The sequence below is a fragment of the Burkholderia sp. WP9 genome, from assembly GCF_900104795.1.
In the GTDB taxonomy this organism is placed as follows: domain Bacteria; phylum Pseudomonadota; class Gammaproteobacteria; order Burkholderiales; family Burkholderiaceae; genus Paraburkholderia.
In genome coordinates this window covers 617,770-643,053 of sequence record NZ_FNTG01000002.1, presented here as the reverse complement: position 1 = coordinate 643,053, position 25,284 = coordinate 617,770, and the positions used below count along the sequence as shown (strand labels likewise).

General features: G+C 62.0%; 24 protein-coding genes. 17 read left to right on the top strand and 7 right to left on the bottom strand.

Annotation, left to right across the window (positions count from 1 at the left end):
* From BLW71_RS24165 to BLW71_RS24145, 5 genes are read right to left on the bottom strand one after another with little or no spacing between them, the layout of a single operon-like run.
* Entirely contained in the window at nt 1-1,461 is a 1,461-nt protein-coding gene (locus BLW71_RS24165) for a hydrogenase 4 subunit F (RefSeq protein ID WP_091802613.1), read from the bottom strand.
* A complete protein-coding gene (locus BLW71_RS24160; RefSeq protein ID WP_091802611.1) occupies nt 1,454-2,113 on the bottom strand; it encodes a formate hydrogenlyase in 660 nt (219 codons plus the stop codon). The genes BLW71_RS24165 and BLW71_RS24160 overlap by 8 nt, the downstream gene beginning before the upstream one ends.
* The gene (locus tag BLW71_RS24155; RefSeq protein WP_091802608.1) at nt 2,114-3,064 is read right to left on the bottom strand and encodes a respiratory chain complex I subunit 1 family protein; all 951 of its coding nucleotides are present in this window, start codon (nt 3,062-3,064) and stop codon (nt 2,114-2,116) included.
* Nucleotides 3,061-5,070 (bottom strand): hydrogenase 4 subunit B, encoded by a 2,010-nt coding sequence (gene hyfB, locus BLW71_RS24150; RefSeq protein ID WP_091802606.1) that lies wholly within the window; start codon nt 5,068-5,070, stop codon nt 3,061-3,063. The genes BLW71_RS24155 and hyfB overlap by 4 nt, the downstream gene beginning before the upstream one ends.
* 20 nt (nt 5,071-5,090) lie before the next feature.
* A complete protein-coding gene (locus tag BLW71_RS24145) occupies nt 5,091-5,924 on the bottom strand; it encodes a fused MFS/spermidine synthase (protein ID WP_091802604.1) in 834 nt (277 codons plus the stop codon).
* 267 nt (nt 5,925-6,191) lie between these two features.
* On the opposite strand from BLW71_RS24145, the gene BLW71_RS41105 reads away from it, so the two are divergent.
* From BLW71_RS41105 to BLW71_RS24125, 5 genes are all read left to right on the top strand, one after another.
* On the top strand, nt 6,192-6,317 hold the full coding sequence (locus BLW71_RS41105) for a hypothetical protein (RefSeq protein ID WP_286162082.1): 126 nt from the start codon (nt 6,192-6,194) through the stop codon (nt 6,315-6,317).
* Between the two features lie 225 nt (nt 6,318-6,542).
* Nucleotides 6,543-6,989 carry a hypothetical protein gene (locus BLW71_RS24140; RefSeq protein ID WP_091802601.1) on the top strand — a complete coding sequence of 149 codons (447 nt, stop codon included), beginning with the start codon at nt 6,543-6,545 and terminating at the stop codon, nt 6,987-6,989.
* Between the two features lie 65 nt (nt 6,990-7,054).
* Nucleotides 7,055-7,318, top strand: a complete 264-nt coding sequence (locus BLW71_RS24135; RefSeq protein ID WP_091808777.1) for an HPr family phosphocarrier protein — start codon at nt 7,055-7,057, stop codon at nt 7,316-7,318.
* A 70-nt stretch (nt 7,319-7,388) separates the two neighbouring features.
* Nucleotides 7,389-8,162, top strand: coding sequence for a spermine/spermidine synthase domain-containing protein (locus BLW71_RS24130; protein WP_091802597.1), 774 nt, complete (start codon nt 7,389-7,391; stop codon nt 8,160-8,162).
* Between the two features lie 174 nt (nt 8,163-8,336).
* Nucleotides 8,337-8,534, top strand: a complete 198-nt coding sequence (locus BLW71_RS24125) for a ribbon-helix-helix protein (protein WP_091802594.1) — start codon at nt 8,337-8,339, stop codon at nt 8,532-8,534.
* Between the two features lie 84 nt (nt 8,535-8,618).
* On the opposite strand, the gene BLW71_RS24120 is transcribed toward BLW71_RS24125, so the two are convergent.
* Nucleotides 8,619-9,443: a spermine/spermidine synthase domain-containing protein gene (locus BLW71_RS24120; RefSeq protein ID WP_091802591.1), complete on the bottom strand. Its 825-nt coding sequence runs from the start codon at nt 9,441-9,443 to the stop codon at nt 8,619-8,621.
* A gap of 311 nt (nt 9,444-9,754) precedes the next feature.
* Here BLW71_RS24120 and rpoD point away from each other — a divergent pair, with 311 nt between their 5' ends.
* The 12 genes from rpoD to BLW71_RS24060 all read left to right on the top strand — a co-directional run bounded on the left by rpoD (nt 9,755) and on the right by BLW71_RS24060 (nt 24,169).
* Nucleotides 9,755-11,875 carry an RNA polymerase sigma factor RpoD gene (gene rpoD, locus BLW71_RS24115; protein ID WP_091802588.1) on the top strand — a complete coding sequence of 707 codons (2,121 nt, stop codon included), beginning with the start codon at nt 9,755-9,757 and terminating at the stop codon, nt 11,873-11,875.
* Between the two features lie 79 nt (nt 11,876-11,954).
* Nucleotides 11,955-12,410, top strand: a complete 456-nt coding sequence (gene fabZ / locus BLW71_RS24110; protein WP_091802585.1) for a 3-hydroxyacyl-ACP dehydratase FabZ — start codon at nt 11,955-11,957, stop codon at nt 12,408-12,410.
* Nucleotides 12,411-12,549: 139 nt separating this feature from the next.
* Nucleotides 12,550-13,587: an isocitrate/isopropylmalate dehydrogenase family protein gene (locus BLW71_RS24105; RefSeq protein ID WP_091802583.1), complete on the top strand. Its 1,038-nt coding sequence runs from the start codon at nt 12,550-12,552 to the stop codon at nt 13,585-13,587.
* Nucleotides 13,588-13,805: 218 nt separating this feature from the next.
* Entirely contained in the window at nt 13,806-14,771 is a 966-nt protein-coding gene (gene ftrA / locus BLW71_RS24100) for a transcriptional regulator FtrA (RefSeq protein ID WP_091802580.1), read from the top strand.
* Nucleotides 14,772-14,995: 224 nt separating this feature from the next.
* A complete protein-coding gene (locus BLW71_RS24095; protein ID WP_091802577.1) occupies nt 14,996-15,763 on the top strand; it encodes a bestrophin-like domain in 768 nt (255 codons plus the stop codon).
* 43 nt (nt 15,764-15,806) lie between these two features.
* Nucleotides 15,807-17,021, top strand: coding sequence for a DUF2252 domain-containing protein (locus BLW71_RS24090; RefSeq protein WP_091802573.1), 1,215 nt, complete (start codon nt 15,807-15,809; stop codon nt 17,019-17,021).
* A gap of 278 nt (nt 17,022-17,299) precedes the next feature.
* The gene (locus BLW71_RS24085; protein WP_091802570.1) at nt 17,300-18,712 is read left to right on the top strand and encodes a GH1 family beta-glucosidase; all 1,413 of its coding nucleotides are present in this window, start codon (nt 17,300-17,302) and stop codon (nt 18,710-18,712) included.
* 52 nt (nt 18,713-18,764) lie between these two features.
* Entirely contained in the window at nt 18,765-20,003 is a 1,239-nt protein-coding gene (locus tag BLW71_RS24080; protein ID WP_091802567.1) for an ABC transporter substrate-binding protein, read from the top strand.
* A gap of 9 nt (nt 20,004-20,012) precedes the next feature.
* Nucleotides 20,013-20,954: a carbohydrate ABC transporter permease gene (locus BLW71_RS24075; RefSeq protein WP_091808775.1), complete on the top strand. Its 942-nt coding sequence runs from the start codon at nt 20,013-20,015 to the stop codon at nt 20,952-20,954.
* Nucleotides 20,954-21,871: a carbohydrate ABC transporter permease gene (locus BLW71_RS24070; RefSeq protein WP_091802563.1), complete on the top strand. Its 918-nt coding sequence runs from the start codon at nt 20,954-20,956 to the stop codon at nt 21,869-21,871. The genes BLW71_RS24075 and BLW71_RS24070 overlap by 1 nt, the downstream gene beginning before the upstream one ends.
* 4 nt (nt 21,872-21,875) lie before the next feature.
* Entirely contained in the window at nt 21,876-23,063 is a 1,188-nt protein-coding gene (locus tag BLW71_RS24065; protein WP_091802560.1) for an ABC transporter ATP-binding protein, read from the top strand.
* 50 nt (nt 23,064-23,113) lie between these two features.
* The gene (locus BLW71_RS24060) at nt 23,114-24,169 is read left to right on the top strand and encodes a LacI family DNA-binding transcriptional regulator (RefSeq protein WP_091802557.1); all 1,056 of its coding nucleotides are present in this window, start codon (nt 23,114-23,116) and stop codon (nt 24,167-24,169) included.
* Nucleotides 24,170-24,264: 95 nt separating this feature from the next.
* Here the strand turns inward: BLW71_RS24060 and BLW71_RS24055 are convergent, their stop codons facing one another.
* The gene (locus BLW71_RS24055; protein ID WP_091802554.1) at nt 24,265-25,122 is read right to left on the bottom strand and encodes a PA4780 family RIO1-like protein kinase; all 858 of its coding nucleotides are present in this window, start codon (nt 25,120-25,122) and stop codon (nt 24,265-24,267) included.
* Nucleotides 25,123-25,284 lie beyond the last annotated feature (162 nt).

The window sequence follows — 25,284 nt, the reverse complement described above, 5'->3', positions numbered from 1 at the left end:
TCACCCCACGATCATGGCCGCCGCCTGCCGATACCACGTTGCAAGATAGGGCGGAATGTAGACTCCCAGCATCAACCCGACGCCGAGATGGACGAACACGGGCAGCAACGCCGGTGGGTGTTCAAGAACTTTGGCCGTCGTGTCGCCGAACACCATGCCTTGCACGCGCACGAAGATAGCCGCAAAGGCTACAGCAAGCGCGAGCAACAGGAAGGGCGTGGCCCACGGCAGCTTGCTCATCGCGGTGGTCAGGATCAGGAACTCACTCGCGAAGACACCGAATGGCGGCATGCCGAGGATCGCGAGCGCGCCGAGCATCATGCCCCAGCCGACGGTTGGGCTCACACGCAACAAACCTCGGATGTCGTCGATCGCCTGGGTACCGGCCTTCTGGGCCGCATGCCCCACGGTAAAGAAAATGGCCGACTTCACCAACGAATGCACCGTCATGTGGAGCAGCCCCGCAAAGGTCGCAATGGGGCCGCCGAGTCCGAAGGCGAACGTCATCAGACCCATGTGCTCGATCGACGAATACGAAAAAAGCCGCTTGACGTCCTTTTGCCGGAACAGCGAAAAGGTGGCGACCAGCACCGAGACCAATCCGAAGCCAACCAGCAGGTTTCCCGGCAGGCCGTTATGGAGTGCGCCATCGGCCAGCACCTTGCAGCGCAGCACCGCATAGAGTGCAACATTGAGCAGCAGGCCGGACAGCACGGCGGAAATCGGCGTGGGGCCTTCGGCATGCGCGTCGGGCAGCCAGTTGTGCATCGGCACGAGGCCGACCTTGGTGCCGTAGCCGATCAGCAGGAACACGAACGCGAGCGAAATGATGGTCGGGTCGAGACTGCCCTTGACCGCATTCAGACTCGTCCAGAGCAGTGCCTCGTCGCCGCCGAGTTGCCGGCTCGCGGCAAGATAGAGCAGGATCGTGCCGAACAGCGCCTGTGCGATGCCGACACCGCACAGGATGAAGTACTTCCACGCGGCTTCGAGGCTGGCCGCGGTGCGATATACGCTGACCAGCAGCACGGTCGCGAGCGTGGCGGCTTCCATGGCGACCCACAGAATGCCCATGTTGTTGGTGAGCAGCGCGAGCAGCATCGCAAAGATGAACAGCTGGTACATGCTGTGGTAGAGGCGCATGCGAGGGCCGGTCATCTTGCCCCGGTCCCGCTCGATGCGCATGTACGGCCTCGAAAAGATCGAAGTGGTCCAGCCGACAAAGGCCGTCAGGGCGACGAGGAACACATTGAGCGGATCGACGAAGAACAGTTTGCCCAGCGCGAACGCAGGCCCGTGTGCCACGGTTTGCACGGCAAGCAGCGCGGCGGCCGCGAACGTGAGGAAACTGAACGCGACGTTGAGTTCCGCCGCGACACGGTGTTGTCCCACGAGCGCCAGACATGCGCCCGCGAAAAGCGGGATCCCGAAAACCAGCAGCAGTACCCAGGCTTCAGTCATCCTTGAGTTTTTCCAGGTGATGAATGTCCAGACTGTCGAACTGCTCCCGGATCTGGAACATGAACACGCCGAGGATCAGGCTGCCCACCAGCACATCGAGTCCAATGCCGAGTTCGACGATCATCGGCATACCGTTAGTGGCTGCGGCCGCGGCGAAAAACAGGCCGTTTTCCATCGACAGGAAGCCGATCACCTGAGGAATCGCCTTGGCGCGCGTGATCATCATCATGAACGACAGCAGCACGCAGGCGAGCGCAATGCCGAGCGTGCCGCGCGCGACCGACGAGGCGAGCTGGCTGATCGGCGAGGCGACATTGAACGCGATGATCACGAGCACGATGCCCACCAGCAGTGTGGCGGGAATATTGAGGAGCGGTTCGACATCCGTCCTGACATTGAGCCGCTGCACGAGCTTGTAGAGAATCCAGGGGATCAGGCCGACCTTGAGCACGAGGGTCAGCATCGCGGAAATGTAGAGGTGCGAGTCGGCGGTCACGTATCCGAGCACCAGGTTGGCGGATACGAGCGTCAGGCCCTGCAGCGTGTAGAGGTGGATCAGTGACAGGATCCGGCGCTGGCTCAACATCGCAAACGACAATAGCAGCAGGATGGCGGCCAGAAAGTTGATGATCTGCGTGGCGAATCCGTGCATTCATGCCCCCAGCAGAAAATGAACGAGCATCCCGATGACGGCCAGCAGGAAGGCCGTGGCGAGAAACTCAGGGACGCGGAAAATGCGCATCTTCGCGTTGCTCGTCTCGACTATCGCGAGCGCAGCGCCGCCCACCAGAAGCTTGACGAAGAGCGCGGGGATGGAGAACAGCAGCGCAGTCGGATTGCCGGCTTCGGCAATGCCCCACGGAATGAACAGGGCAACGCCGATGCAGGAGTACGCGAACAGCTTGAGACTCGCGGCCCATTCCATCAGGGCGAGATGCCGGCCCGAATATTCGAGGATCAACGCTTCGTGGATCATCGTGAGTTCGAGATGGGTAGTCGGGTTATCGACCGGCAGACGCGCGTTCTCGGCGAGCGACACCATCGTGAACGCGATGCCCGCGAAAGCAAGGCTCGGATAGATTGCCAGTTCGCGGTGACTGAGCGTGGCGACGATGCTGGTCAGCAAGGTGGACTGCGTGATGAGCGATGCCGAGAACAGGACCATCAGCAAGGCGGGCTCGGCGAGGAAACCCACCAGCATCTCGCGACGCGCGCCGAGCGTGCCGAACGCGGTGCCGATATCCATAGCGGCCAGCGAAAGCGTTACACGTGCCAGCGCGAAGAGGCCGACCAGCGCGATTGCGTCCGCGGCAGGCGAGAGCGGCAGGTCGGTCGAGAGCGTCGGCACGATCGCGCAGGCGAGCGTCATGCACGCCCAGACAACATAAGGCGCGCCACGGAATATCGGGCTTGCATGGCTAGCGACCACTGACTCCTTGTTGAACAGCTTGTGAAGCATCCGGTAAGGCTGCCAGATGCTTGGCGCGCGGCGGTTTTGTAAGCGGGCGCGGCACATGTTGACCCAGCCCGTGAGCAGCGGAGCGGCCGCGAGTGCGAGCAGGATTTCGAGCCCCTGCGAGATCAGTCCGGAAAGCGTGATCATCGTCTCACCAGCATCAGCAGCACGATCAGCACGATGAAGCTATGCATCAGATACATGGCAATGCGGCCTGTCTGAAGCCGTCCGGCCAATGCCGCGATGCGCATGATCAGCCGTTCCAGCGGCGCATAGATCAGGGTCCACGCGCGATCCGTCACGGTGACGCTGTACTCCGGGTGTTGGTCGAACGGCGAAGGAAGCCGGCGCTCGATCTTGAATAGCGGCGTGAAAATTTCGCGGATGGGTTGCCCGAACCCTTCCGCGGTGTCCTGCATCCGCGCGGTCACGAACGGATAGCCGCAGGCCCACGGCGCCGCGCGCCTCAGGCGCCCGTGGTAGAGACGGCGGACCAGTAACCAGGCGAGCGCGCAGCACGCGCAGAAGAACAGCAGAAAAACAGCCGGCATATAGCTGGCCCGGTCTACGCTGGTGGGCGCGAGCAGCAGCCAGCCATTGCGCGCGACGGCCTCGCCGATGCCGGTTCCCACCAGCGTCCGGGTGACGCGGTCCAGCACGGCCACGAACTGCACCGGCAGCAGCCCGAGCAATACGCATATCGCCGCCAGCCAGACGAAGCCGATGCGCTCCCAATGGCTCGCGTCGCGCGCTTGCGCCAGCTTCGCCTCTCTCGGTTGACCCAGAAAGACGATGCCGAAGAACTTCACCATCGTATAGCCTGCCAGCGCGGCCACGAGCGCGATCAGCGCCGCGACCAGCGGCACCACCATATTCAGGAACGGGTTCGGCAAGCCCGGCGTGAACAGAAAGCTCTGCAGCAACAGCCATTCGGAGACGAACCCGCCCAACGGCGGCAGTCCGGCGCTCGCAAATGCGCCCACGAGCGCCGCCCATGCGGTCCACGGCATCACGCGGATCAAGCCGCCCAGACGGCCGAGATTGCGTTCGCCGGTGGCATGCAGCACGGAACCCGTGCCGAGAAACAGCAGGCTTTTGAACGTTGCGTGGCTGGCGATCTGGTAGAACAGCGCAGTCAACGAGAGCGCGGCGAGACTGTTCATGCCGTACGCGCGAAACAGGATCGCCAGTCCCATGCTGACGAACATCAGCCCGATGTTGTCGATCGACGAATACGCGAGCAGCCGTTTCATGTCTGTCTGGATCGCGCTGAACACGACGCCGAACAGGGCGGTGAAGAGTCCGAGCGCCAGCACGAAGACTCCCCACCACCACAACTGGACATGCAGCAAGTCGAACACCGTGCGCAGAATGCCGTACAGGCCCGCTTTCAGGATAAAGCCGCTCATGAGGGCGGACACGGGTGACGGCGCAGCCGGATGGGCTTCGGGTAGCCACACATGCAAGGGGAAGACCCCCGCCTTTGCGCCGAAGCCGAATAGCGCCAGCAGGAATGCGGCGGAGGCCCAGAATACGTCGAGGTGCTGTTCGCGCATGTTGGCAAACGTATAGTCGCCGGTATTGGCTTGCAGCAGGCCGAAACACAACAGGAGCGCCAGCGCGCCGACATGGGAGATCAGGAAGTAGAGGTAAGCGGCTCGACGGATCTCCGCGATGCGGTGATTGGTCATGACAAGAAAAACTGCCGACACGGTCATCGTTTCCCATGCGACCATGAAGCTGTACGCGTCGTCCGCGAGCAACAGCGTCGCCATGCTCGCGAGGCACACGTGATATTCGAAGCAGAGTAAGCCGGGCGGCGTGCCTTCACCCTTGCGGAAATAACCGGCGGAGAACGCGCTGACGCCCGTGCTTACCACGCCGAGCACAGCCAGGAAATACGCCGACAGTCCATCGAGCCGAAGATGAAAGGGGAGGTCGGGCAACCCGAGCGGCAGGATGATTTCCTGAGGACCGGCGAAAACGCCGGTCAGGCCCAGCCCGAACAGAGCCAGGCCAAACACTGCGCCGACCGGAAACAGCCCGTGCGCAACCACCCGTGTCCGTCGCAGGCTGGCGAGTCCCAGAACGCTGACGATCAGCCAGCCCGCGACGACCAGCAGCACGTAGTGGATGACCAGCAGGTGTTCCATCGCCGTTGTCTCCGGGGCTGTCAGATGTCGTGTTCGACGGCAGGCTCGCCGGACGAAGGGTACTCCGAATCAGACTCCTCCCGGTGATGATGTTCCATTCGTTTGACGTGGCGACACAGGTCAAGACCCAGCGATGTCGTCAAGACCTTCGCGCGGGCATGGAGGTCGTCCCACCCCGGCACGCTTCTCCGCTTGAAGCCGACGGCGATGACGTTTGCCCCGCACTGCGCCGTGGTGCGGAGCAGGTTTGCGTCGCACGCCCGGCGCATCCGGGCGAGGTGCGTGGCGAGCCGGGCGTCATTGTTCAGCAGGTTTGACACGAGAACCCCTTTGTCGCGCAGCGCTGCACGGCAAGAATCGTAAAACGACTGGCTGGACAGGGCAGCGGGCAGACCCGTTGCGTCGAAGCCGTCGAGCAGGATCACGTCGGCGATTCCCGTCCTGTGTGAAAGATACGCGGCCGCGTCGGCATGCACGATGTGGAATCTTTCCGAATCGGGCGGGACGAAAAAAAATTCACGCAACGCGATCACATTCGCGTCGATTTCGACCGTAGTGACCCGCGCCGACGGAAACTTCTGGAAGCAGTATTTCGACAACGATCCTCCGCCCAGCCCGACGATCAGGATGTCTCGTGGGGCGTGGTGGAAGAGCCCGAAGATCATCATGGCCCGTGTGTACGGGAGGTCGAGCTCGAACGGCTCGCGCTTGCGCATCGAGCTTTGTATGCCCAATGGACCGAAGCGCAGCGACCGTGTGCGCAACCCGTCGCTCACCACGGGCACGGGATTTCCGGGCGGGCCATTCAACAGTTCCGCCAGCGCCTGCCTGAAGTGATGGTGATTGGCCGACAAATCAATCGTCTCCGGAAACTGCCTGGGCCGGGTGCGTGCGTTGAATCTGCCAGGCCGTAAGGTGCATCGGGTTACCAGTTTATGATAATGTCATTATCATCGTAGCAGCTTTGTTGAGATGGTTCCACCGATGCCGCTCCGGCGACATCCGCGGAAAAGCGGCGCCGCGTCCTTCCGGGCATTGACGGCGCGAGCCGCGCATGACGTATGGAATTTCAGAAACTGCTTGCCGCTCCGGCTCCTGCATGCGCCGGCACGGCTCGATGCATGCAAACACAGGAGTCGATACCTGATGCCAGCAGACTATTTCCACTCGCGGCACTGTTGATCGCGCTGGCGATCGTGCCGCTGATCGACGATCTGCGCGGACGGATCTATTGGCTCGACCGCTAGCGCAATAGCTGGCTGCGGCTTCGTGACGCCCCGCTCGCCGCGCCCGAAGCCGCCATCAGGATGGAAACGGTCTGCCTGACGCGGACGCACATATTATGATAATAAAATCATCATTAGAGTGCGCTACAATGATAATGCTGGTTATTGACCGGCACGCCCTTTGTGTTTGCGAGCCTGAATGCGGGGATCGTGCGGACGGGGCGCTGCGTTTGAGGGGAGATCGACGTGATTGACACGAGTATTTCGCTTTTGTCCCATGACTACACGCACCGGTTCTTGCGAGACCTGATGGGCCGTCACGGACTGATTGTCATTGGTGTAGGCAGGGCGGGCGAGCGGGGATTTCAGATGCTGTACCGGTTCTCCGACATCTGCGACAGCCTGGAAGACTGCGGGATCAATGTCATCTTCGTCTATCAGAAGGAATCGGCCCGCCATGTCCACGACACAACCTCGCTTTTCGGGGCGCGATACCGGCAGCGGCCCTGTCTGTTTCTGGACGACGACGGGAAGTTCTTTCGTGCTCCACTGCGTCCAAAATCGCTTCGGGCGGTTCATCTGGATCGGGATATGAAGCGACTCGGCACGGTCGACATTGCGGTGCGGGATGACGAATGGGACGGGGAATTACGCGCTTTCCTTGCGCAGAGGGCCGCAAGTTCCATGCATTGAGTGCTGTGTGGCTATGTCCGGGCGGGGGCGTCGGCTGTGACGATTTACGTGCAAAGGGGAGTGGGTTGGTCGAGGCATTGATTCAGATAAATGGCCGGTGGGGGCTGAACGGGCACGAATCGGCGAGGCTCGCGGTGAGTGCTGGCCGGTTTGGCAGCGATATCGTCTGCATGGCGAACGGCCGGTCCGTTAACGCCAAGGACGTCATGTCCGTCATGTCCCTTCGGGTGAGGCGAGGCACGCTCGTACGCATCCTGATTACGGGGCCCGACGAAAGCGCCGCGATGGATGCCCTGTCGGCGGTTCTGCATGCGCAGGTGTCTTCCTGACCCGCTTCAGGCAGGGCACCCCACTCGACACGCACTCGCCAACCGACCACGCCACGATTCGCCCCCAATCATGCTCAAGACAGGAAAGAGAAACCCTAACAAGCCATTGGTGATTGAAAACGACCAGGTGGTGTCGTTGTACTTCGACGCGCGCGGCGTCCAGAGCACGATGTTGCGGCACGATCCCTACGCTCTCGCACTGGGCTATACGCGGACCATGATGGGCTTTCTGTTGTTCCGGCCGTCTCCCTGCCGTATTTCAATGATCGGTCTGGGAGGCGGTTCACTGGCGAAATACTGCTATCGCCATTTGCCGGACACCGCCATCACCGCGATCGAAATCAATCCGGATGTCATCGCGCTGCGTGACCATTTTCACGTGCCGCGCGACGATGGGCGTTTCACAGTGGTCTGCGCAGATGGTGCGCAGTACGTCGCCGTGCCGGGTCACCGGCCCGACGTGCTGTTGGTCGATGGCTTCAATGCCGACGGCCTGCCGGCCAGGTTGGGCAGTAGCGCGTTCTACGAGGCCTGTCGGCGCAGACTGAGCGACGATGGCGTGCTGGTGGCCAATCTGGTGACGGACGAACCCGACTTCCACCGCTACCTCCGCGCGCTCTGGGAGGTGTTTGCCGGCGCGGTTGCTCTGGCGCCGTCTGAAGGTAGTGAGCACAACGTCACCGTTTTTGCGTGGAAAGGAGCGGGCGGACTTCCATCATTCACAGCAATGCTTGAGCGGGCGCGCGCGCTTCAGGCGCGGCACGCGGTCAATCTCCACGCCACGGCCACGCGCATTGAATACGGCAAAAAATTTAACTGGAGCCGATATGGACGGACGGCTTGAGTGAAGGTGTCCGCTATCTGCGGACGGTTTCATCTCTACGGACCGGACAGATCGAGCAAGTGTGCGCTCGCGGCAGGAAGGCGACGGGAGGACGCGCCAGCGAGGGCGGCGCCAGGATGACTCGGGAGCAGCCATGTATTATAATCAAATTAACATATCTGGACTCTGCCCGTCATGGAAACGAAAAGCGCTCGGCTCACGATTTTAATCGATCCTGTGAAGAAGGAAGCGTTCGAGAAACTGTGCTCAGCGCAGGACCTGACGCCCTCACAGGTGGTTCGGCAATTGATCCGCGATTACCTTGAGCAGCACGGCGTCAGCTACAAGACAAAGAGCGCTATTGGTGCGCGTCCGCGCCGCAAAACTGCCTGAATCAAGGCGGTTTTCAAGTCCCCACCCCGATCCTTCAGCGTCGCTGCGCTTCGTTGCAAGCGGGTGGCGGCTGCACAATTGCTGTCAGCGCTCGCCCAACTCCCGATTCTGTTCAGATCTCCAATTCATGGCGAGGCTCGTGCCTTGCTTCAGTCGACGCGCGGTCGCGAGCAGGTTCAGCGGATGTATCGTTGCAAGGGTGCGTGCACGTGCGAGTAGCGCATCCCGGGACGGAAGCTTCGACGCGCCTTTCCATGCAAACATCGTGTAGTTGCAACTGTCCTCTGCCATAAAAATGGAGAGCGAGTCACCAAACGCCGAGCGCGCCTCTTCCAGATAATGGGGAATAAGCGGATCGTCCTCGACGAAATTGGCGACGAGCACTCCATCGTCCGTAAGTCGCGCGTGGCACGCCGAGTAAAACGCCGCGTTACCCAACTGCGCGGGCATGCCGTGTGCCAGAAAGCCATCTACGAGAATCACCTCAGGGCGCGCGTCGCCGCCTTTGACGTATCCCGCCCCGTCCGCACAGATCACCTCGAATCGCTCGTCATCCGGCGGAATATGGAATGTGTCGCGCAGCGCGATCACTGCGGGGTCGATTTCGATGGCCACTATTCGTGTGTCCGGAAGGTGCCGGTAACAGAACTTGGCCAGCGACCCTCCGCCCAGGCCGACCATCGAGATTCTGCTGGGCGTGGGCTTCAGCAAAAGAAATCCCATCATTGTCCGGGTATAGCCGAGCACCAGCTTGTGCGGATCGCGCCGGGACATGAAGCTCTGCGTGGCCAGCAAGTCGAAGTGCAGCGACAGCGCATTGGCTGTTTCCAGTACAACGGGCGTACCGTCCGCTGGCGGCTCGGCAAGAAATTTCATGTAGGCGTTGAAGGACGCGTGCGAATGATCCATGCAGTTGCCTGGGCAGCGTGTAAGTCTGGCTCTTCAGCCTCGTGATAACCGGGAGCGCCTTCGCTCCGCTTCCGCTCGGCCGGCAATCATGTCACACGACTAACCAGATTTGCAGATTATGATAATGATATTATCACGTCAGCCATTTCGGCCGCCACTGTGTGACGGGTCGTGGGCAAGGGACTTTGGCATCTGAGCGGAGCCAGTCGATCGGACGCGCGGCGCGTGCCCTTGACATTGCATTCCCACCGAATATCGGCGGGGCACGCGCTGCGTGCTGATCCGAACGTGATACTCAAAGGAGCGACGGCGTGACGAAGAGGGCGGTGAAAAGGCGGACACTGGATGTGGCAGCGGAAGATCTCGACATGCAGGACGAACGCGTCCGCATAACGGTTGCAGGTCAGACGCCTGCAATCACGACGCAACCGGCGAACGCCCCGGCTCAGGACGTGACGCCGCACTCCGGGGCCCCGGACGGAACGGTCCCGACGCGGGCGGCGTCACGTCGCACGAAAGCGAGCACACTTGTGCATGCTGCGATCACCTCGATGCCCGATGAGTCCAGCGGAGAAAATGAAAGCGGCCGCGCAGACCTGAAAGCACTGATCAAGCTCGGAACCGAGCGTGGCTTCATCATTCGTGGGGAAATCAGCGATTGTCTGCCCGAGCGCCTCGCGCAACCGGATGCGATCGAGAACGTGATCAGAGCGTTCAGAGAAATGGGCATTGCCGTGTTCGAGCAGGCGCCGGACGCGGAGTCGATGATCATGAGCGATTATCCGGCCGCGGTTGCGAGCGACGAGCAGATGGAGGAAGAGGCCGTAACGGCAATCTCGAGCGTGGACGCGGAGTTCGGCCGTACTACCGATCCCGTGCGCATGTACATGCGTGAAATGGGCGCCACGGAGCTGCTCACCCGTCAGGGCGAGATTGCCCTTGCGCGACGAATCGAAGAGGGCCGCAACGGCATGATCCGGGCCATATCTTCGTGTCCCGCAACGATAGCGGAGATCCTCACGATTGCTGACGGCGTCGCCTGCGGCGAAACGGCCATCGACGAGCTCGTCGACGGTCTGGTCGATCCGGCTGAAGCCGGGACGGACGATATGACCGCAGTGCCTGAAGACTCGCTCGATTCGGCCCCTGTGTTCGACGACGACCAGGGCGACGAAGACGCTGACGACGCTGGAACCGAACCCGCCGATCAGTACATCGAGACGCTGAAACACGACGCGCTTGCGAAATTTGCGAAAGTGGCTGACTGGTTCGGGCAATTGCGGGATGCCTATGAAACACAAGGCTACGGTTCCGCACGCTATTGCGCCGCACAGGCAGCGATCGAGGCCGAGCTGATGACAATCCGCTTCACCGCGCGCACGATCGACCGCTTGTGCGGGGCACTGCGGCTGTCAGCCGACGAAGTCCGAACCATCGAGCGCGAAATCGTGCGGATCGTAGTAGAGCGATGCGGCGTGCCGCGTGACACGTTTGTCGCGCATTTCGTCGGTAATGAGACCAACCCTGCGTGGGCGCGGCAGATCGTTGCGGCAGGGCAACCGTTCAGCAGCGTGCTGGAACGAAACCTCCCCGCTATCCAGCTGGAGCAGGAAAAGCTGCTTGCCCTGCAGAAGCGGGTCGTGTTGCCGCTCGACGAATTTCGCGAGGTCTGTCGCGCGCTGAGCGCAAGCGAGGCAAAAACGCTGCGCGCGAAAGGCGAAATGATCGAGGCGAATCTGCGGCTGGTGATCTCCATTGCCAAGCGCTACACGAATCGCGGACTGCTGTTTCTCGATCTGATCCAGGAAGGCAACATCGGGCTGATGCGCGCCGTGGACAAATTCGAATACCGCCGCGGATATAAGTTCTCCACGTATGCGACCTGGTGGATCCGGCAGGCCGTCAGCCGGTCGATCGCGGATCAGGCGCGCACCATCCGGGTTCCCGTCCACATGATCGAGTCGCTCAACAAGCTCAAGCGGATTTCGCGCAAGATCCTGCAGGAGACGGGAAGTGAACCCGACGCCGCTGTACTTGCGCCGTTGATGGAAATGCAGGAGCAGAAGGTTCGGGCAATGCTGCGAATCGTCAAGGAGCCGGTTTCTCTCGACGCGTCCGTCGGGGAAAACGACGACACGTCGATAGGCGACCTGATCGAAGACTCCGCCGCCATTCTGCCCGACGACGCGGCGCTCCACGCCAGCATGCGGGACGCCATCGGCGAGGCGCTCATGACGCTGACGCCGCGCGAAGCGAAGATTTTGCGCCTGCGCTTCGGTATTGAGAGCGGCAGGGATCACACATTGGAGGAACTCGGAGAACAGTTTGAGTTGACGCGCGAGCGGATCCGTCAGATTGAAGCGAAGGCGCTGCGCAAGCTGCGGCATCCGGCCCGATCCGAGCGCCTGAAGTCGTTTCTGGATGAAGGCTAGACGGCACCGGCAGAATGACGAACCCGTGCGCCGGCAGTCAGACCCATCGGCGCACGGCCAATGCGTGAGCAGAAATACCATGAGCACCGAAAAAACCAATCTCGACATCCACAAGATTCTCACGCTGCTGCCGCATCGCTATCCGATTCTGCTCGTAGATCGGGTGCTCGAACTCGAGCCGCATAAACGCATCAAGGCGCTGAAGAACGTATCGATCAACGAGCCGTACTTCATGGGTCATTTCCCGAGCCGTCCTGTGATGCCGGGTGTGCTGATCCTCGAAGCGCTCGCGCAGGCCGCGGCGCTGCTGACGTTCTCGGAAGAGCCGCACGATCCGGCCAGCTCGCAGTATCTTTTCGTGGGTATCGACGAGGCACGCTTCAAGCGGGTGGTCGAGCCGGGTGACCAACTTCTCCTGACGGTCTCGTTCCAGCGCCACATGCGCGGCATCTGGAAGTTCACGGCACGCGCTGAAGTGGAGGATGCAGTGGCAGCGCAAGCCACTCTTATGTGCACCGTCAGGCATGCGGATTGACGTTGCCTGACACATGCGTATTACATTAGTGAAATACTGATAATGGTCCATGCCCGCGACTCACGCTGTCGCATCAGTTGTGGCCACCATCATCGCCATTCCCGGCGGCCCGCCGCCATCCAGATCAGGAAGAAAAGTCATGGAAAGTACGACGAGCCAACAAATTCCCGCAACGCTGATCCCCGGCGACGGAATCGGGCCGGAAGTGGTTGACGCCACCACTCGCATTCTTGACGCTTTAGGGGCCCCATTTGTTTGGGACGTGCAGCATGCCGGGGTCGCCGGGGTCACCCACAGCGGCGACCCGCTACCAGTCGCGACACTCGATAGTGTTCGCAGAACCAGGCTTGCCCTCAAAGGTCCACTGACGACTCCGGTCGGTGAGGGGTTCCGTTCTTCCAACGTTCGGCTTCGGGAAGAGTTTCAGCTTTTTGCCAATGTCAGGCCCGTGCGTACCATCGTGCCCGGTCGCTACGACAACATCGACCTCGTGCTCGTACGCGAGAACCTGGGTGGGTTCTATGTTGCGCACGAGTACTATGTGCCTGTCGGCAATGACCCGAAAGCGGTTGCGGTCGCGACAGGAGTCAACACACGCGATGCCTGCACGCGAATCACCCGATTCGCGTTTGAATATGCTTTGAAACACGGACGGAAAAAGATCACCGTTGTCCACAAGGCCAACATCCTGAAGGCACTCACGGGATTGTTCCTGGAAGCCGCGAGAAACGTCGCGCGGGAGTACGCAGGCCGTGTGGAAATGAATGACATGATCGTCGACGCGTGTGCCATGCAACTGGTGATGAACCCGTGGCAGTTCGATATGCTGCTGTGTACCAATCTGTTCGGGGATATTCTCTCGGACCAGTTAGCGGGTCTTGTTGGCGGACTCGGCATGGCTCCAGGCGCGAACTACGGCAATGACACTGCGATATTTGAAGCCGTGCACGGATCGGCGCCGGACATTGCCGGCAAGGGCGTGGCCAATCCCATATCTTTGCTCCTTGCGTCTGGCTTGATGCTTGACCATGTCGGCAGAGGTGATCTCGCCCAGCGATTGCGAGCTGCAATCACTGAAACCCTGAACACGGACCATATCCGCACGCGTGACCTGAAAGGGACTGCGTCGACGAGCGAGTTCGCTGGTGCAGTGGTTCGTCGGATCGAGAACGCCTAGTTCACCGAGCCGGTTGATTTGCACCGGATACGACGCGTTGGATCGACGTACTTCGATTTCAATGGTTCGTTGTCGAAATCGAAGATCGAATTGATCAGCGGCGAAGGACGGCTCGATCATGGCGTTCATTTTGTCCGGGCGCCGGGACATACGTCTTCAGACGTTGCGCGCCGTGCGGATGGGGTAGCGTGATCGTCAATCTCCAGTAACATCGCGCCATGCACAATCATCTCGTCGTCGCCCTCGCTTACGACCGGCTCTGCACATTCGAATTCGGCTGCGTAACCGAGCTGTTCGCGCTCGAACGTCCCGAACTCGGCGTGGACTGGTATCGCTTCGCGGTCTGCGCGAGCGAGCCGGGCCCGATTCGCGCGGCAGGCGGGATCACCCTGGCCGCGCCCTACACGCTCAAGCTGCTTGAGCGCGCCGACACCATCGTGATTCCCGGCTGGCGCGATGCCGACGAAGTGCCGCCCGAACCGCTCCTGAAGAAAATTCGCGCCGCCTACGCGCGCGGCGCACGCCTCTGTTCGATCTGCTCGGGCGTGTTCGTCCTCGCGGCCGCGGGCGTGCTCGACGGCAAGACCGTCACGACCCATTGGCGCTATGCCGGCAAATTGCAGGAGCGCTACCCGTCATTGCATGTGCAGCCGGACTCTCTTTATGTCGACGAAGGGCAGATCATCACGTCGGCGGGCTCGGCGGCGGGGCTCGATATGCTGCTGCATCTGGTGAGGCGCGATCACGGCAGCGCGGTGGCGAACCGGGTTGCGCAGCGGCTGGTGGTGCCGCCGCATCGCGAGGGTGGCCAGGCGCAATTCGTGCCGCGCCCCATGCCGCAGGACGAAAGCGGGCGCCTGTCGAAGCTGATGGACTGGGTGCGCAGCCATCCCGCCTTGCCGCACACGTTGCGCTCGTTGGCCGAACGCGCGGCAATGAGTCCGCGCACATTGCAGCGTCAGTTTCACGACGCCACCGGCATGGCGCCTTATGAGTGGCTCGTGCGCGAGCGCGTGGCGATCGCGCGGGAACTGCTCGAAGCACAGGCGCTGCTGCCGATGGCGCGCATTGCGGAACTCGCGGGCTTCGGTTCCGAGGAATCGTTGCGGCGGCATTTCCGGCGTATTGCGCTGACGAGCCCGGCTGCGTATCGCAAGAAGTTCGGCGCGCGGGAAACGGCTTAACCGGCTTAAGCGGCTTACGCGGCTTGGGCGGCTTGGGCGGTTTAGCACTGCGTTGGGCCGCCTTGGCGGATTCGCGTGCTCGGCGATCTTCCGGCCGTCTTTGCCAGCCATCATCGCGGCCCTATCCGCGCGTGTGCTGCTGCGCTTATCATGCAGCGGTTGTACACGTCGATTCCGTATCAGAAAGCGTTTCCTGCCCAACCGCTCTGAGACAAACGCTCGCCATGCAAAATATTCTCCACTACCCGGCCCGCCTGTTCATCATCTCCCTGGTGCTGATGTGGCTGTCGGCGCGTCTCGGCGCCACACTCCTGCGGCGCTTCAGAAAAATCGAGGACGAAGCCCGCGAGGACTTCAGCGTGATTCAGGCCGCTACGCTGACACTGCTTGCGCTGATCATCGGTTTCACGTTTTCGATGGCGGTGGGACGCTACGACCAGCGCAAGAACTATGAGGAAGAGGAGGCGAACGCGATCGGCACCGAATACATTCGCGCCGAACTGCTGCCCGCCGCCGATGCGGCCATGGTGCGCGGCCTGCTGAAAGCCTATATCGAGGAGCGCGTGCTGTTCTACACCACGCGCGACGAGCAGGAGTTGGCGAAGGTCAACGCGGAAACCGAGCGTCTGCAGGACGCCATGTGGTCTACTGTAAAACAGGCGGCCACCGAGCAGCCCACGCCGATCGTCGCACTGGCTGTTTCGGGAATGAACGATGTGCTCAATGCGCAAGGTTATACCCAGGCCGCGTGGTGGAATCGCATTCCTGCCGCAGCGTGGGTGCTCATGATGCTAATAGCGATGGGGGCCAATCTGCTGGTCGGCTACGGCGCGCGCGGATTGAAAGCGGGGGCGGGATTGCTGCTGATCGTGCCACTGTTGGTGTCGCTATCGTTCACGTTGATCGCGGATATCGACAGTCCGCGCGGCGGCATGATACGCGTGAAGCCACTCAATCTGCATGCGCTTGCGGATTCCATGCGCCCGCATTGAACGACGGCCGGGCGGCGCTGAGTCGCTCATTCAAAGGAAACTCATGCTCGATATCGCAAAGACCATCGCCAGCTTTAACACAGGTCGTGATCCCGAGCGGCTTGCGATGAAATACAAGGCGATGCGCACTTCACCGTTCGTGTTTTTGCGCGGCACGTGCCACCTCTTTTACGAACGCCTGCCGCGCGACAAGGCGCTCGACGACGCACCGCCGGTGTGGATCTGCGGCGACATGCATCTGGAAAATTTCGGCAGCTACAAGGCCGACAATCGTCTGATCTACTTCGACAACAACGATTTCGATGAAGCGTGTCTCGCGCCGAATCTCTACGAGCTGGTGCGGTTGCTGACGAGCGTGCTGGTCGGCGCGAGCGATCTGAAACTGAGCCGCGCGCAGGCGCTGGCGCTGTGCCACACCGCCGTGGAAGCGTACGGCGCGGCGCTCGCGGACGGCAAATCGCGCTGGATCGAAGAGGAAACCGCGACGGGGATGGTGCGCGATCTGTTCGTCGCGCTCGCCAGCCGTACGCGGGTTGCGCATCTGGACCGGCGCACCACGCTCAAAGGCAAAACCCGCGCGCTGAAAGTGGACGGCAAGAAAGCGCTGGCGGTGAGCGATACCCAGCGGGTCGCGGTTACGCAGTTCATGCAAAAATTCGCCGCGACCGAGCCCAATCCCAACTTCTTCCGCATTCTCGACGTCGCGCGGCGCATTGCCGGCACGGGGAGTCTCGGTGTGGATCGTTACGTGATCCTCGTCGAAGGAAAAGGCTCGCCGGACGGCAGTTATCTGATCGATCTGAAAGAGGCGCTGCCTTCTTCGGTCACGCCACACATCAAGACGCCGCAACCGGCCTGGCAGACGGAAGCGCAGCGGGTGGTGGAAATTCAACGGCGCAATCAGGCGGTCTCGCAGGCATTCCTGCATGCGGTTGAATTCAATCAGCGATCCTATGTGTTGCGTAGTCTTCAGCCTTCGGAAGACCGCGTGGCGTTGAGCGATTGGGACGGCAAGCTGCCGCGTCTCGAAGAGGTGGTGAAGAACATGGCCCAATTGAGCGCGTGGGCACATCTGCGCAGCGGCGGGCGTCAAAAGTCGTCGATCGCCGACGAGTTGATCGCGTTCGGCAATCGGCAGGATTGGCAGGTGCCGTTGGTGAACGTCGCGATGCAGTGCGAAGCGCAGGTGGCTGCGGATTGGAAAGCGTATTGCGACGCTTACGATAGTGGCGCGTTCAACCTGACTGCCGGGCACTGAGCTTCGATACGTTGGGCGCGTTATATCGCGCCTTGTGCGCTTCCGGCGTGGTCGGTGCGCCGCTTGCAAGCGTCTCTCAATGCGCGGCGCATCATGCCGTCGCGCGTGCCAGAACCGCTCCAGACAAACCCTGATTGCTGCGTTGAATCGGCCGCTGATATCGTTCGCTGGTCGTGTGGAAGCGCTTCCACTTTGGGCTTCTGAGTGGATGAGCGTGGACGTTCGCTGTGCCGCCGTTTCATGGCCTCAGCGCGGTAATTGCTATGTATGGAGACCCCGTGGCAAACGACGCTTCTGCTGTATCCGACGCTCTCTCCCCCCATTCCCAATCGCCAGCCGATCCTTTCACCCCGCCAGCGGACTCGTCGCTATGGCGCAAGAATTTTCTGCTGGGCGCGGCCACGGCTTCCTATCAGATCGAAGGCGCGGTGAACGAAGACGGCCGCCTGCCATCCATCTGGGACACGTTCTCGGCGACGCCCGGTAAGGTTCTCGCCGGCGACACCGGCGCCGTGGCCTGCGATCACTATCATCGCTGGGAAGCGGACGTGGACATGCTGGCCGGGCTCGGCCTCGAAGGCTACCGGCTCTCCATCGCCTGGCCGCGCGTGATGGACGCGGCCGGCGCGCCGAACCGCAAAGGCATCGAGTTCTATAAACGGCTCCTCGCGCGGCTCAAGGAGAAGGGCGTCACGACCTTCGTCACGCTGTATCACTGGGACTTGCCGCAGCATCTGGAAGATCGCGGCGGCTGGCTCAATCGCGATACCGCGTACCGTTTCGCCGACTACGCCGACCTGATGAGCCGCGAGCTGGCCGGTAGCGTGGACGGCTGGATGACGCTGAACGAACCCTGGTGCTCCGCGTACCTCGGCTACGGCAACGGCCACCACGCGCCGGGGCTCGCAGACGGACGCTATGCCACGCAGGCCATGCATCATCTGCTGCTCGCGCACGGTCTCGCGGTGCCGGTCTTGAGCGCCAACGATCCGGCTTCGCAAAAGGGCATCGTCGCCAATGTCGGACGCGGCACGGCCAACAGCGGGAGCGCGGCCGATCAGCGCGCGGCGCATCTGTTCGAGGTGCAGCACAACGCGTGGATTCTCGATCCGCTATTGGAGGGCCGCTACCCGCGGGATCTGTTCGAACTGTGGCCGGGCACCGAGCCGCTGGTGCTCGACGGCGATATGCAAACCATCGCCGCGCCGCTGGACTTCCTCGGCATCAACTATTATTTCCGCACCAATGTCGCGAGCGACGGCGCGCACGGTTTCAGGGAAGTGCCGCTCCAAGGCGTGGAGCGCACGCAGATGGGCTGGGAAGTGTATCCGGACGGCTTGCGCGATCTGCTGACCGGCTTCAAGGCCACATATGCGAACCTGCCGCCGATCTACATCACCGAAAACGGCATGGCTTCGGACGACAAGGTGATCGACGGCCACGTGGAGGATACCCAGCGCATCTCGTTCCTCAAGCGCCATCTCGCCGCGGTCGATCAGGCCATCAAGGCCGGCGTGGAGATTCGCGGCTATTTTCTCTGGTCGCTGATGGACAACTTCGAGTGGGCGTTCGGGTACGAGCGTCGCTTTGGTGTCGTGCATGTCGATTACGCTACCCAGCAACGCACGATCAAACGCAGTGCCGAACTGGTGTCGAAATTCCTGAAGGAGCGCAAAGCACGCAGCGAATAGCGGGCGGGTGCTGGTTTGTATGTCGACCTGAAACACCGACAAAGGAGACGGAATGGACAGCAGAAAATGGGTCTTGCGAGGCGTGGTTGGGGCACTGACGTTATATGGCGTCGTCGCGCATGCGGAGCCTTTGAAGGCCAACGTGATTCACTGGTGGACCTCCGGCGGCGAGTCAGCCGCGATTCGCCAGTTTGCCGACGCGTATAACAAGGCCGGCGGCCAATGGGTCGACAACGCGGTGGCGGGCGCGGATCAGGCGCGCTCCACGGCGATCAACCGGATCGTCGGCGGCGATCCACCCACCGCCGCGCAGTTCAATACGTCCAGGCAGTTTCACGACCTGATCGATCAGGGCCTGCTGAACAATGTCGACGACGTCGCCGCGAAAGAGAACTGGAACGGCGTATTTCCGCAGTCGATTCTCGACAGCATCAAGGTGAAGGGACACTACTACGCCGCGCCTGTCGATATCCACATGCCCGCCTGGTTCTTCTATTCGAAGCCGGTGTTCCAGAAAGCGGGCATTACCGCCGAGCCGAAGAGCTACGACGAGTTCGTCGCCGATCTCGGCAAGCTGAAAGCCGCGGGCGTGATTCCGCTTGCGCTCGGCGGTCAGCCCTGGCAGGAGAAAATCACCTTCGACGCAGTGTTGGCTGACGTGGGCGGTGCCGATCTGTATCTGAAGGTGTACCGCGACCGCGACATGAATGCCGTGAAGTCGGATGCCTTCAAGAAGGTGCTGGCGTCGTTCAAGCGTCTGCACGATTTCGTCGATGCCGGTTCGCCCGGCCGCAACTGGAACGACGCCACCGCGCTGGTGATCTCCGGCAAAGCGGGCGTGCAGATCATGGGCGACTGGGCCAAGGGCGAATTCTCGGCGGCGAATCAGAGCGCGGGTAAAGACTTCGGCTGCTTCCCCGGTTTCGGGCCGCACTCGCCGTATCTGGTCGCGGGCGACGTGTTCGTGTTCCCGAAAACGGACAATCCCACTGCGATCAAGGCGCAAAATCTGCTTGCCACGGTGATGACCTCGCCGTCCGCGCAAGTCGCATTCAGCGCGAAAAAAGGCTCGATTCCGATTCGTCCCGACGTGGACGCCAGCAGTCTCGACATCTGCGCGAAGGAGGGCATTGCGATCATGAAGGACAAGTCGCGTCAGTTGCCGAATCCGGAAATGCTGCTCTCGCCTGACACGCAGGGCGCGTTGATCGACGTCGTCACCAACTTCTGGAACAAGAACCAGTCGGTTGACGACGCGCAGAAGGCATTTGCCAGTGCGCTGAAGAGCTAGGTGCGCGGCATGCACGCGCTCAAGTTGCCGGCAGCCGGGTCGAAGGCGCAAAAAGCGCGGCTGAAGAAGCCGCTCAAAAAGCGTTTTCCGTTCGCGGTGTGGCTCGCATTGCTGCCAATGGTTCTGACCGTGGTGTTCGCGTATCTCGGCACGATGGTCTGGACCGCGCGCGTGTCGCTCAGCAATTCGCGCACGTTTCCTTCCGGCGACTTCGCGGGCTTCACGCAATACGCGCGGCTGTTCAATAACGACCGCTGGCTGCTGTCGCTGCAAAACATCCTGATTTACGGCGCGTGCTTTATCGTGGCGTGCATGGTGATCGGCTTGCTGCTGGCGATTTTCATCGATCAGCGCGTGGTCGCTGAAGGCGCGTTGCGCACGGTGTTTCTCTATCCGTATGCAATGTCGTTCGTGGCGACGGGGCTCGTGTGGCAATGGATCCTGAACCCGGAACTCGGCGCGCAGGCCGTGCTGCACAAACTCGGTTTCGCGCACGCGCGCTTCGACTGGATCGTCGATCAGGACCGAGTGATCTACACCATCGTGATCGCCACGGTGTGGCAGGCCTCGGGTCTCGTGATGGCGTTGTTGCTCGCGGGCCTGCGCGGCATCGACGACGAATTGTGGAAGGCGGCGCGCATCGACGGCATTCCGCGCTGGCGGGTGTATGCGAGCATTGTCGTGCCGATGCTCGGACCGTCGTTCTCCACCGCTTTCGTGCTGCTGTTCGTGATGGTGGTGAAGCTCTACGACGCTGTGGTCGCGATGACGCAAGGCGGCCCCGGCACGGCGAGCGAAGTGCCGGCGAAGTTCATCATGGACTATCTATTCGGCCGCGCCAATATCGGGCTTGCTTCGGCGGCGTCGATCGTTTTGCTGGCGACGGTGCTGGCGATCCTCGCGCCGTTCTTCTATGCGCGCAGCCGCGCCGCCAGGCACGAGGAGAGGTGATGAACACGCTCAGTCCGCCGCTCAAAGACGGTACGCCGCGCCGCGCTCCGCAGCGCCGCCGCCGCGCGATATTCACCCCCGCGCGTCTGGGCGTCTACGCGTTTTTACTGACGGCGGCGCTATTCTTCCTGCTGCCCTTGTACGTAATGCTCGTCACCTCGGTCAAACCGATGAGCGAGATTCGTCTGGGCAATCTGCTGGCGTTCCCCGCACATTTCACGCTCAACGCGTGGGGCGCTGCGTGGCAGTCCGCGTGTACCGGGCTCGATTGCAACGGCATTCAGGTCGGTTTCTGGAACTCGGTGCGCATTGTCGTGCCGAGCACGGTTCTGTCGATCGCGATCGGCGCGGTGAACGGCTATGCACTGTCGTTCTGGCGTCCGCGCGGCGCGGGCCTGCTGTTCGGCGTACTGCTGATGGGCGCTTTCATCCCCGTGCAGGTGATGGTCTATCCGCTCGTGCGGGTGCTGGCGAGCGTGCACCTGTTCAGTTCACTGCCGGGTATCGTGGTGATTCATACCATCTTCGGCATGCCGGTGATGACCTTGCTTTTCCGTAACTACTACGTGTCGATTCCGCAGGAACTGTTCAAGGCGGCGCGCATCGACGGCGGCGGTTTCTGGCGTATCTTCGTGCAACTGATGATGCCCATGTCCGTGCCGATCATCGTGGTGGCGGTCATCATGCAGGTCACGGGCATCTGGAACGACTTCATTCTCGGCCTCGTGTTCGCCGGCACCAGGAATCTGCCGATGACGGTGCAACTGAACAACATCATCAATACGACGACCGGCGAGCGCCTCTATAACGTCAATATGGCGGCGACCATTCTGACCTCCATGGTGCCGCTCGCGGTGTACTTCGTTTCGGGCCGCTGGTTCGTGCGCGGGATCGCCTCCGGCGCCGTCAAGGGATAGGGCAATGACAAACGTGGCTAATCCGGCAAACGCGCTGGTCAATCCGGTCGCAAGCGAGGCCGACGTGGCGGGCGTGGCGACCCGTCCCGAGGCGGCGGACGCGGCGGGTCTCGCGACACCGGCCAACGTGGCCGTGCGCAATCTGACCATCCGGCTGGGCGCGAACACGGTGATCGAGAACCTCGATCTCGACGTGCGGGCCGGCGAATTCGTCGTACTGCTCGGGCCGTCGGGCTGCGGCAAATCTACCTTGCTGCACAGCATCGCCGGATTGATCGACGTGAGTGACGGCAGCATCGAGATTGCCGGCGAAGACATGACCTGGGCCGACCCGAAAGACCGGCGCATTGCACTGGTGTTCCAGTCGTACGCGCTCTATCCGACCATGAGCGTGGAGCGCAATCTGTCGTTTGCCTTGCGCATCAACGGCACGCCGAAGGCGGAGATTGCGCGGCGCGTGGCGCGGGCCTCCGAGATGTTGCAACTCGGGCCGCTGCTCAAGCGCAAACCGGCGCAGCTTTCAGGTGGCCAACGGCAGCGGGTGGCGATTGGCCGGGCGATCGTGCGCGAAGCCGACGTATTCCTGTTCGACGAACCGCTCTCGAACCTCGACGCCAAATTGCGCACCGAACTGCGCCGCGAACTCAAGCAACTGCATCAACGTCTGGGCGCGACGATGATCTACGTCACGCACGATCAGGTCGAGGCGATGACGCTCGCGACCCGCATGGCGGTGATGCGCGGCGGCGTGATCCAGCAGTTCGGCACGCCCGCCGAAGTCTACGCGCGCCCCGACAACCTGTTCGTCGCCACGTTTCTCGGCACGCCCGCGATGAACCTGCTCAAGGGCACGCTCGAAACACACGACGGCAGCGTCCACTTCTCTTCTGAGCATGGGCGGCTCGACGTCTCTGCGTACCCGTTCAAGTCCACGCCGGCGAATGCATTGCCGTGCGTGCTTGGCGTGCGGGCCGAAGACGTGAGCGTGGGCGAGGGCGCGAGCGAACGCGCAAAAGTTTCGCTGGTGGAGCCGATGGGCAACCACCGCGTCATCTGGCTCGACTATCATGGAGTTCAGGTCGCGTCGATCGACCAGACGAAGACGCCGGTCGCGGTGGGGGACACCGTGGCGTTCTCGTTCTGCGGCACACATGTCTCTCTGTTCGACGAAGCGGGCGGCGCGCGTTTGTAGCGCCGGCACGCGGCGTCGCTCCAAATACAACATGCTTGACGGAGAACCGCGTGGCAACACTCAAAGATGTCGCGGCACTGGCCGGCGTGGGCATGTCGACTGCCTCGCGCGCCATTTCCGGTAAAGGGCCGATTTCGGCGGATGCCGCCGCTCGCGTGAAAGCGGCCATCGAGCAGCTGAACTTTCGGCCGTCCTCCATCGGCCGCGCCATGGCTACGCAGTCGCTCGGCATGGTCGGCCTTTTCGTGCCGACTTTCTTCGGCTCCTACTACGGCACGATCCTCAAGCAGACCGACACCGAACTGCGCGCGGTACGCCGTCACGTGGTGGTGGCGACCGGCTGCGGAGAAGTGTCGCCGCGTGAACAGGCCATCGAGGCGGTGCGTTTTCTGATCGGCCGGGATTGCGACGGCGTGGTGGTGATCAGTCACGATCTGCACGACGAGGATCTGATCATGCTGCACCGCATGCATCCGAAAATGGTGTTCCTGAACCGCGCGTTCGATCAGTTGCCGGAGGCGTCGTTTTGCGCCGACCACCACCGTGGCGGCGAGCTGGCGGCGAGCACGCTGCTCGATCATGGGCACCGTGACATCGCGGTGATTTCGGGGCCTTTTACCGCGTCCGACAACCTGACCCGTCTGGAAGGCTTCTTTGCCGAACTGGCGCGCGAGGGCATTGCGCGCGACGACGTCACGCTGATCGAATCGGATTTCTCACCGGAAGGCGGCTACGCGGCCGCGCAAAAATTGCTCGACGCGAAACGCCGCTTCACGGGCGTGTTCTGCGCGAACGATACGATGGCCGTGAGCGCGTTGGCGCGTTTTCACCAGGCGGGCATTGCCGTTCCCGACGAGGTCTCGGTGATCGGCTACGACGACGATTACTCGGCTGCGTACGCCGCGCCCGGGCTGACCTCGGTGCATATTCCAACGGCCGAGCTGACGCAGAACGCCGTGCGCTGGTTGGTCAACCAGTGCTACCGGACCACGTGGGAGATTTTCCGCGAGTTTCCGGTGACGGTGACGATGCGCGAATCGGTGGGGCCGGCGCCGGGTGTAGCGGCCGGTGCCATCGACGCTGCACATTTGGGCCGTACGCGGTAGCCGGGTACGGCAGCGGCGAACTGCTGCGCGCCGGTGCTGCTAAGCGCTACTGCCGCTACGTGCCGCTCCATGCCGCTGCCGTTGGCGGCACACACTCAGGTGCCGCTGCGCAGCGACTGCTCGTAGCGCAGGCGCGCTTCTTCGTCGAGCCGCGTATCTTCGAGTTCCTGGAGCACGGCTTCGAGATCGATCGGCGTGGTGTCCGCTTCGACGCGGCCGGTCAATGCGGCGTCGACATGCAACGCGCCCGCTTCATAGAGCGCCCAGATTTCCTTGCCGTAGCGCGTCTCGAGCAGCCCCGGCGCGAAGCGGCCGAAATACGTGGCGAGGTTGTTGACGTCGCGCTCGAGCATGGCGGGCGCTTCCAGATTACCGGCGGCGTCCACCGCTTGCGGCAGGTCGATGATGACCGGGCCGTCGGCGGCAAGCAGAATGTTGTACTCGGACAGGTCGCCGTGAATCATGCCGGCGCACAGCATGCGCACCACCTGGTTCAACAGCAGCGCGTGCAATTCGAGCGCGCGTTCCTCGCTCATCTCGACGTCGTTCAGTCGCGGTGCAACATTGCCGTCGGCGTCGGTCACCAGCTCCATCAGCAGCACGCCGTCGGTGCAGATAAAAGGCTGCGGCACACGTACGCCCGCATTGGCGAGTTGGAACAGGGCGTCGACCTCGGCGTTCTGCCAGGCCTGTTCCTGCACTTCGCGGCCATAGCGGCTGCCTTTTTCCATGGCGCGCTGCTGGCGGCTGTTCTTGACCTTGCGGCCTTCGCGATAGGAGGCGGCCTGGCGGAAGCTGCGCTGTTTGGCGTCCTTGTAGACCTTCGCGCAGCGCGTGGCGTCGCCGCTGCGCACCACGTAGACGGTGGCTTCCTTACCGCTCATCAGCTGGGAGATGACTTCGTCGATCAGGCCTTCTTCGACCAGCGGGAGCAGACGTTTCGGAGTTTTCATGCGACCGCCGAAGGGTGGCGGGCAGCGCGGCGGCGAGCAGCGGCCGGTTGCGAGGGCGGATGGTGCGGGATTCGGTTCATGCCGGATTATACGGGGAGACCGCAAAAAGCATGGGCGCGGTACCGACCTGGGCGCGAACCCGATCGCATCACTCCCGAAAGT

Excerpts from the sequence above, each read along its gene's own strand:
- BLW71_RS24065 (WP_091802560.1), top strand. The coding sequence starts at position 21,876 with ATGACAAACGTGGCTAATCCGGCAAACGCGCTGGTCAATCCGGTCGCA.
- BLW71_RS24155 (WP_091802608.1), bottom strand. The coding sequence starts at position 3,064 with ATGATCACGCTTTCCGGACTGATCTCGCAGGGGCTCGAAATCCTGCTC.
- hyfB (WP_091802606.1), bottom strand. The coding sequence starts at position 5,070 with ATGGAACACCTGCTGGTCATCCACTACGTGCTGCTGGTCGTCGCGGGC.
- BLW71_RS24075 (WP_091808775.1), top strand. The coding sequence starts at position 20,013 with ATGCACGCGCTCAAGTTGCCGGCAGCCGGGTCGAAGGCGCAAAAAGCG.
- BLW71_RS24055 (WP_091802554.1), bottom strand. The coding sequence starts at position 25,122 with ATGAAAACTCCGAAACGTCTGCTCCCGCTGGTCGAAGAAGGCCTGATC.
- BLW71_RS24080 (WP_091802567.1), top strand. The coding sequence starts at position 18,765 with ATGGACAGCAGAAAATGGGTCTTGCGAGGCGTGGTTGGGGCACTGACG.
- BLW71_RS41105 (WP_286162082.1), top strand. The coding sequence starts at position 6,192 with ATGCAAACACAGGAGTCGATACCTGATGCCAGCAGACTATTTCCACTC.
- BLW71_RS24095 (WP_091802577.1), top strand. The coding sequence starts at position 14,996 with ATGCAAAATATTCTCCACTACCCGGCCCGCCTGTTCATCATCTCCCTG.
- BLW71_RS24125 (WP_091802594.1), top strand. The coding sequence starts at position 8,337 with ATGGAAACGAAAAGCGCTCGGCTCACGATTTTAATCGATCCTGTGAAG.
- BLW71_RS24130 (WP_091802597.1), top strand. The coding sequence starts at position 7,389 with ATGCTCAAGACAGGAAAGAGAAACCCTAACAAGCCATTGGTGATTGAA.
- fabZ (WP_091802585.1), top strand. The coding sequence starts at position 11,955 with ATGAGCACCGAAAAAACCAATCTCGACATCCACAAGATTCTCACGCTG.
- BLW71_RS24070 (WP_091802563.1), top strand. The coding sequence starts at position 20,954 with ATGAACACGCTCAGTCCGCCGCTCAAAGACGGTACGCCGCGCCGCGCT.
- ftrA (WP_091802580.1), top strand. The coding sequence starts at position 13,806 with ATGCACAATCATCTCGTCGTCGCCCTCGCTTACGACCGGCTCTGCACA.
- BLW71_RS24105 (WP_091802583.1), top strand. The coding sequence starts at position 12,550 with ATGGAAAGTACGACGAGCCAACAAATTCCCGCAACGCTGATCCCCGGC.
- BLW71_RS24090 (WP_091802573.1), top strand. The coding sequence starts at position 15,807 with ATGCTCGATATCGCAAAGACCATCGCCAGCTTTAACACAGGTCGTGAT.
- BLW71_RS24120 (WP_091802591.1), bottom strand. The coding sequence starts at position 9,443 with ATGGATCATTCGCACGCGTCCTTCAACGCCTACATGAAATTTCTTGCC.
- BLW71_RS24165 (WP_091802613.1), bottom strand. The coding sequence starts at position 1,461 with ATGACTGAAGCCTGGGTACTGCTGCTGGTTTTCGGGATCCCGCTTTTC.
- BLW71_RS24160 (WP_091802611.1), bottom strand. The coding sequence starts at position 2,113 with ATGCACGGATTCGCCACGCAGATCATCAACTTTCTGGCCGCCATCCTG.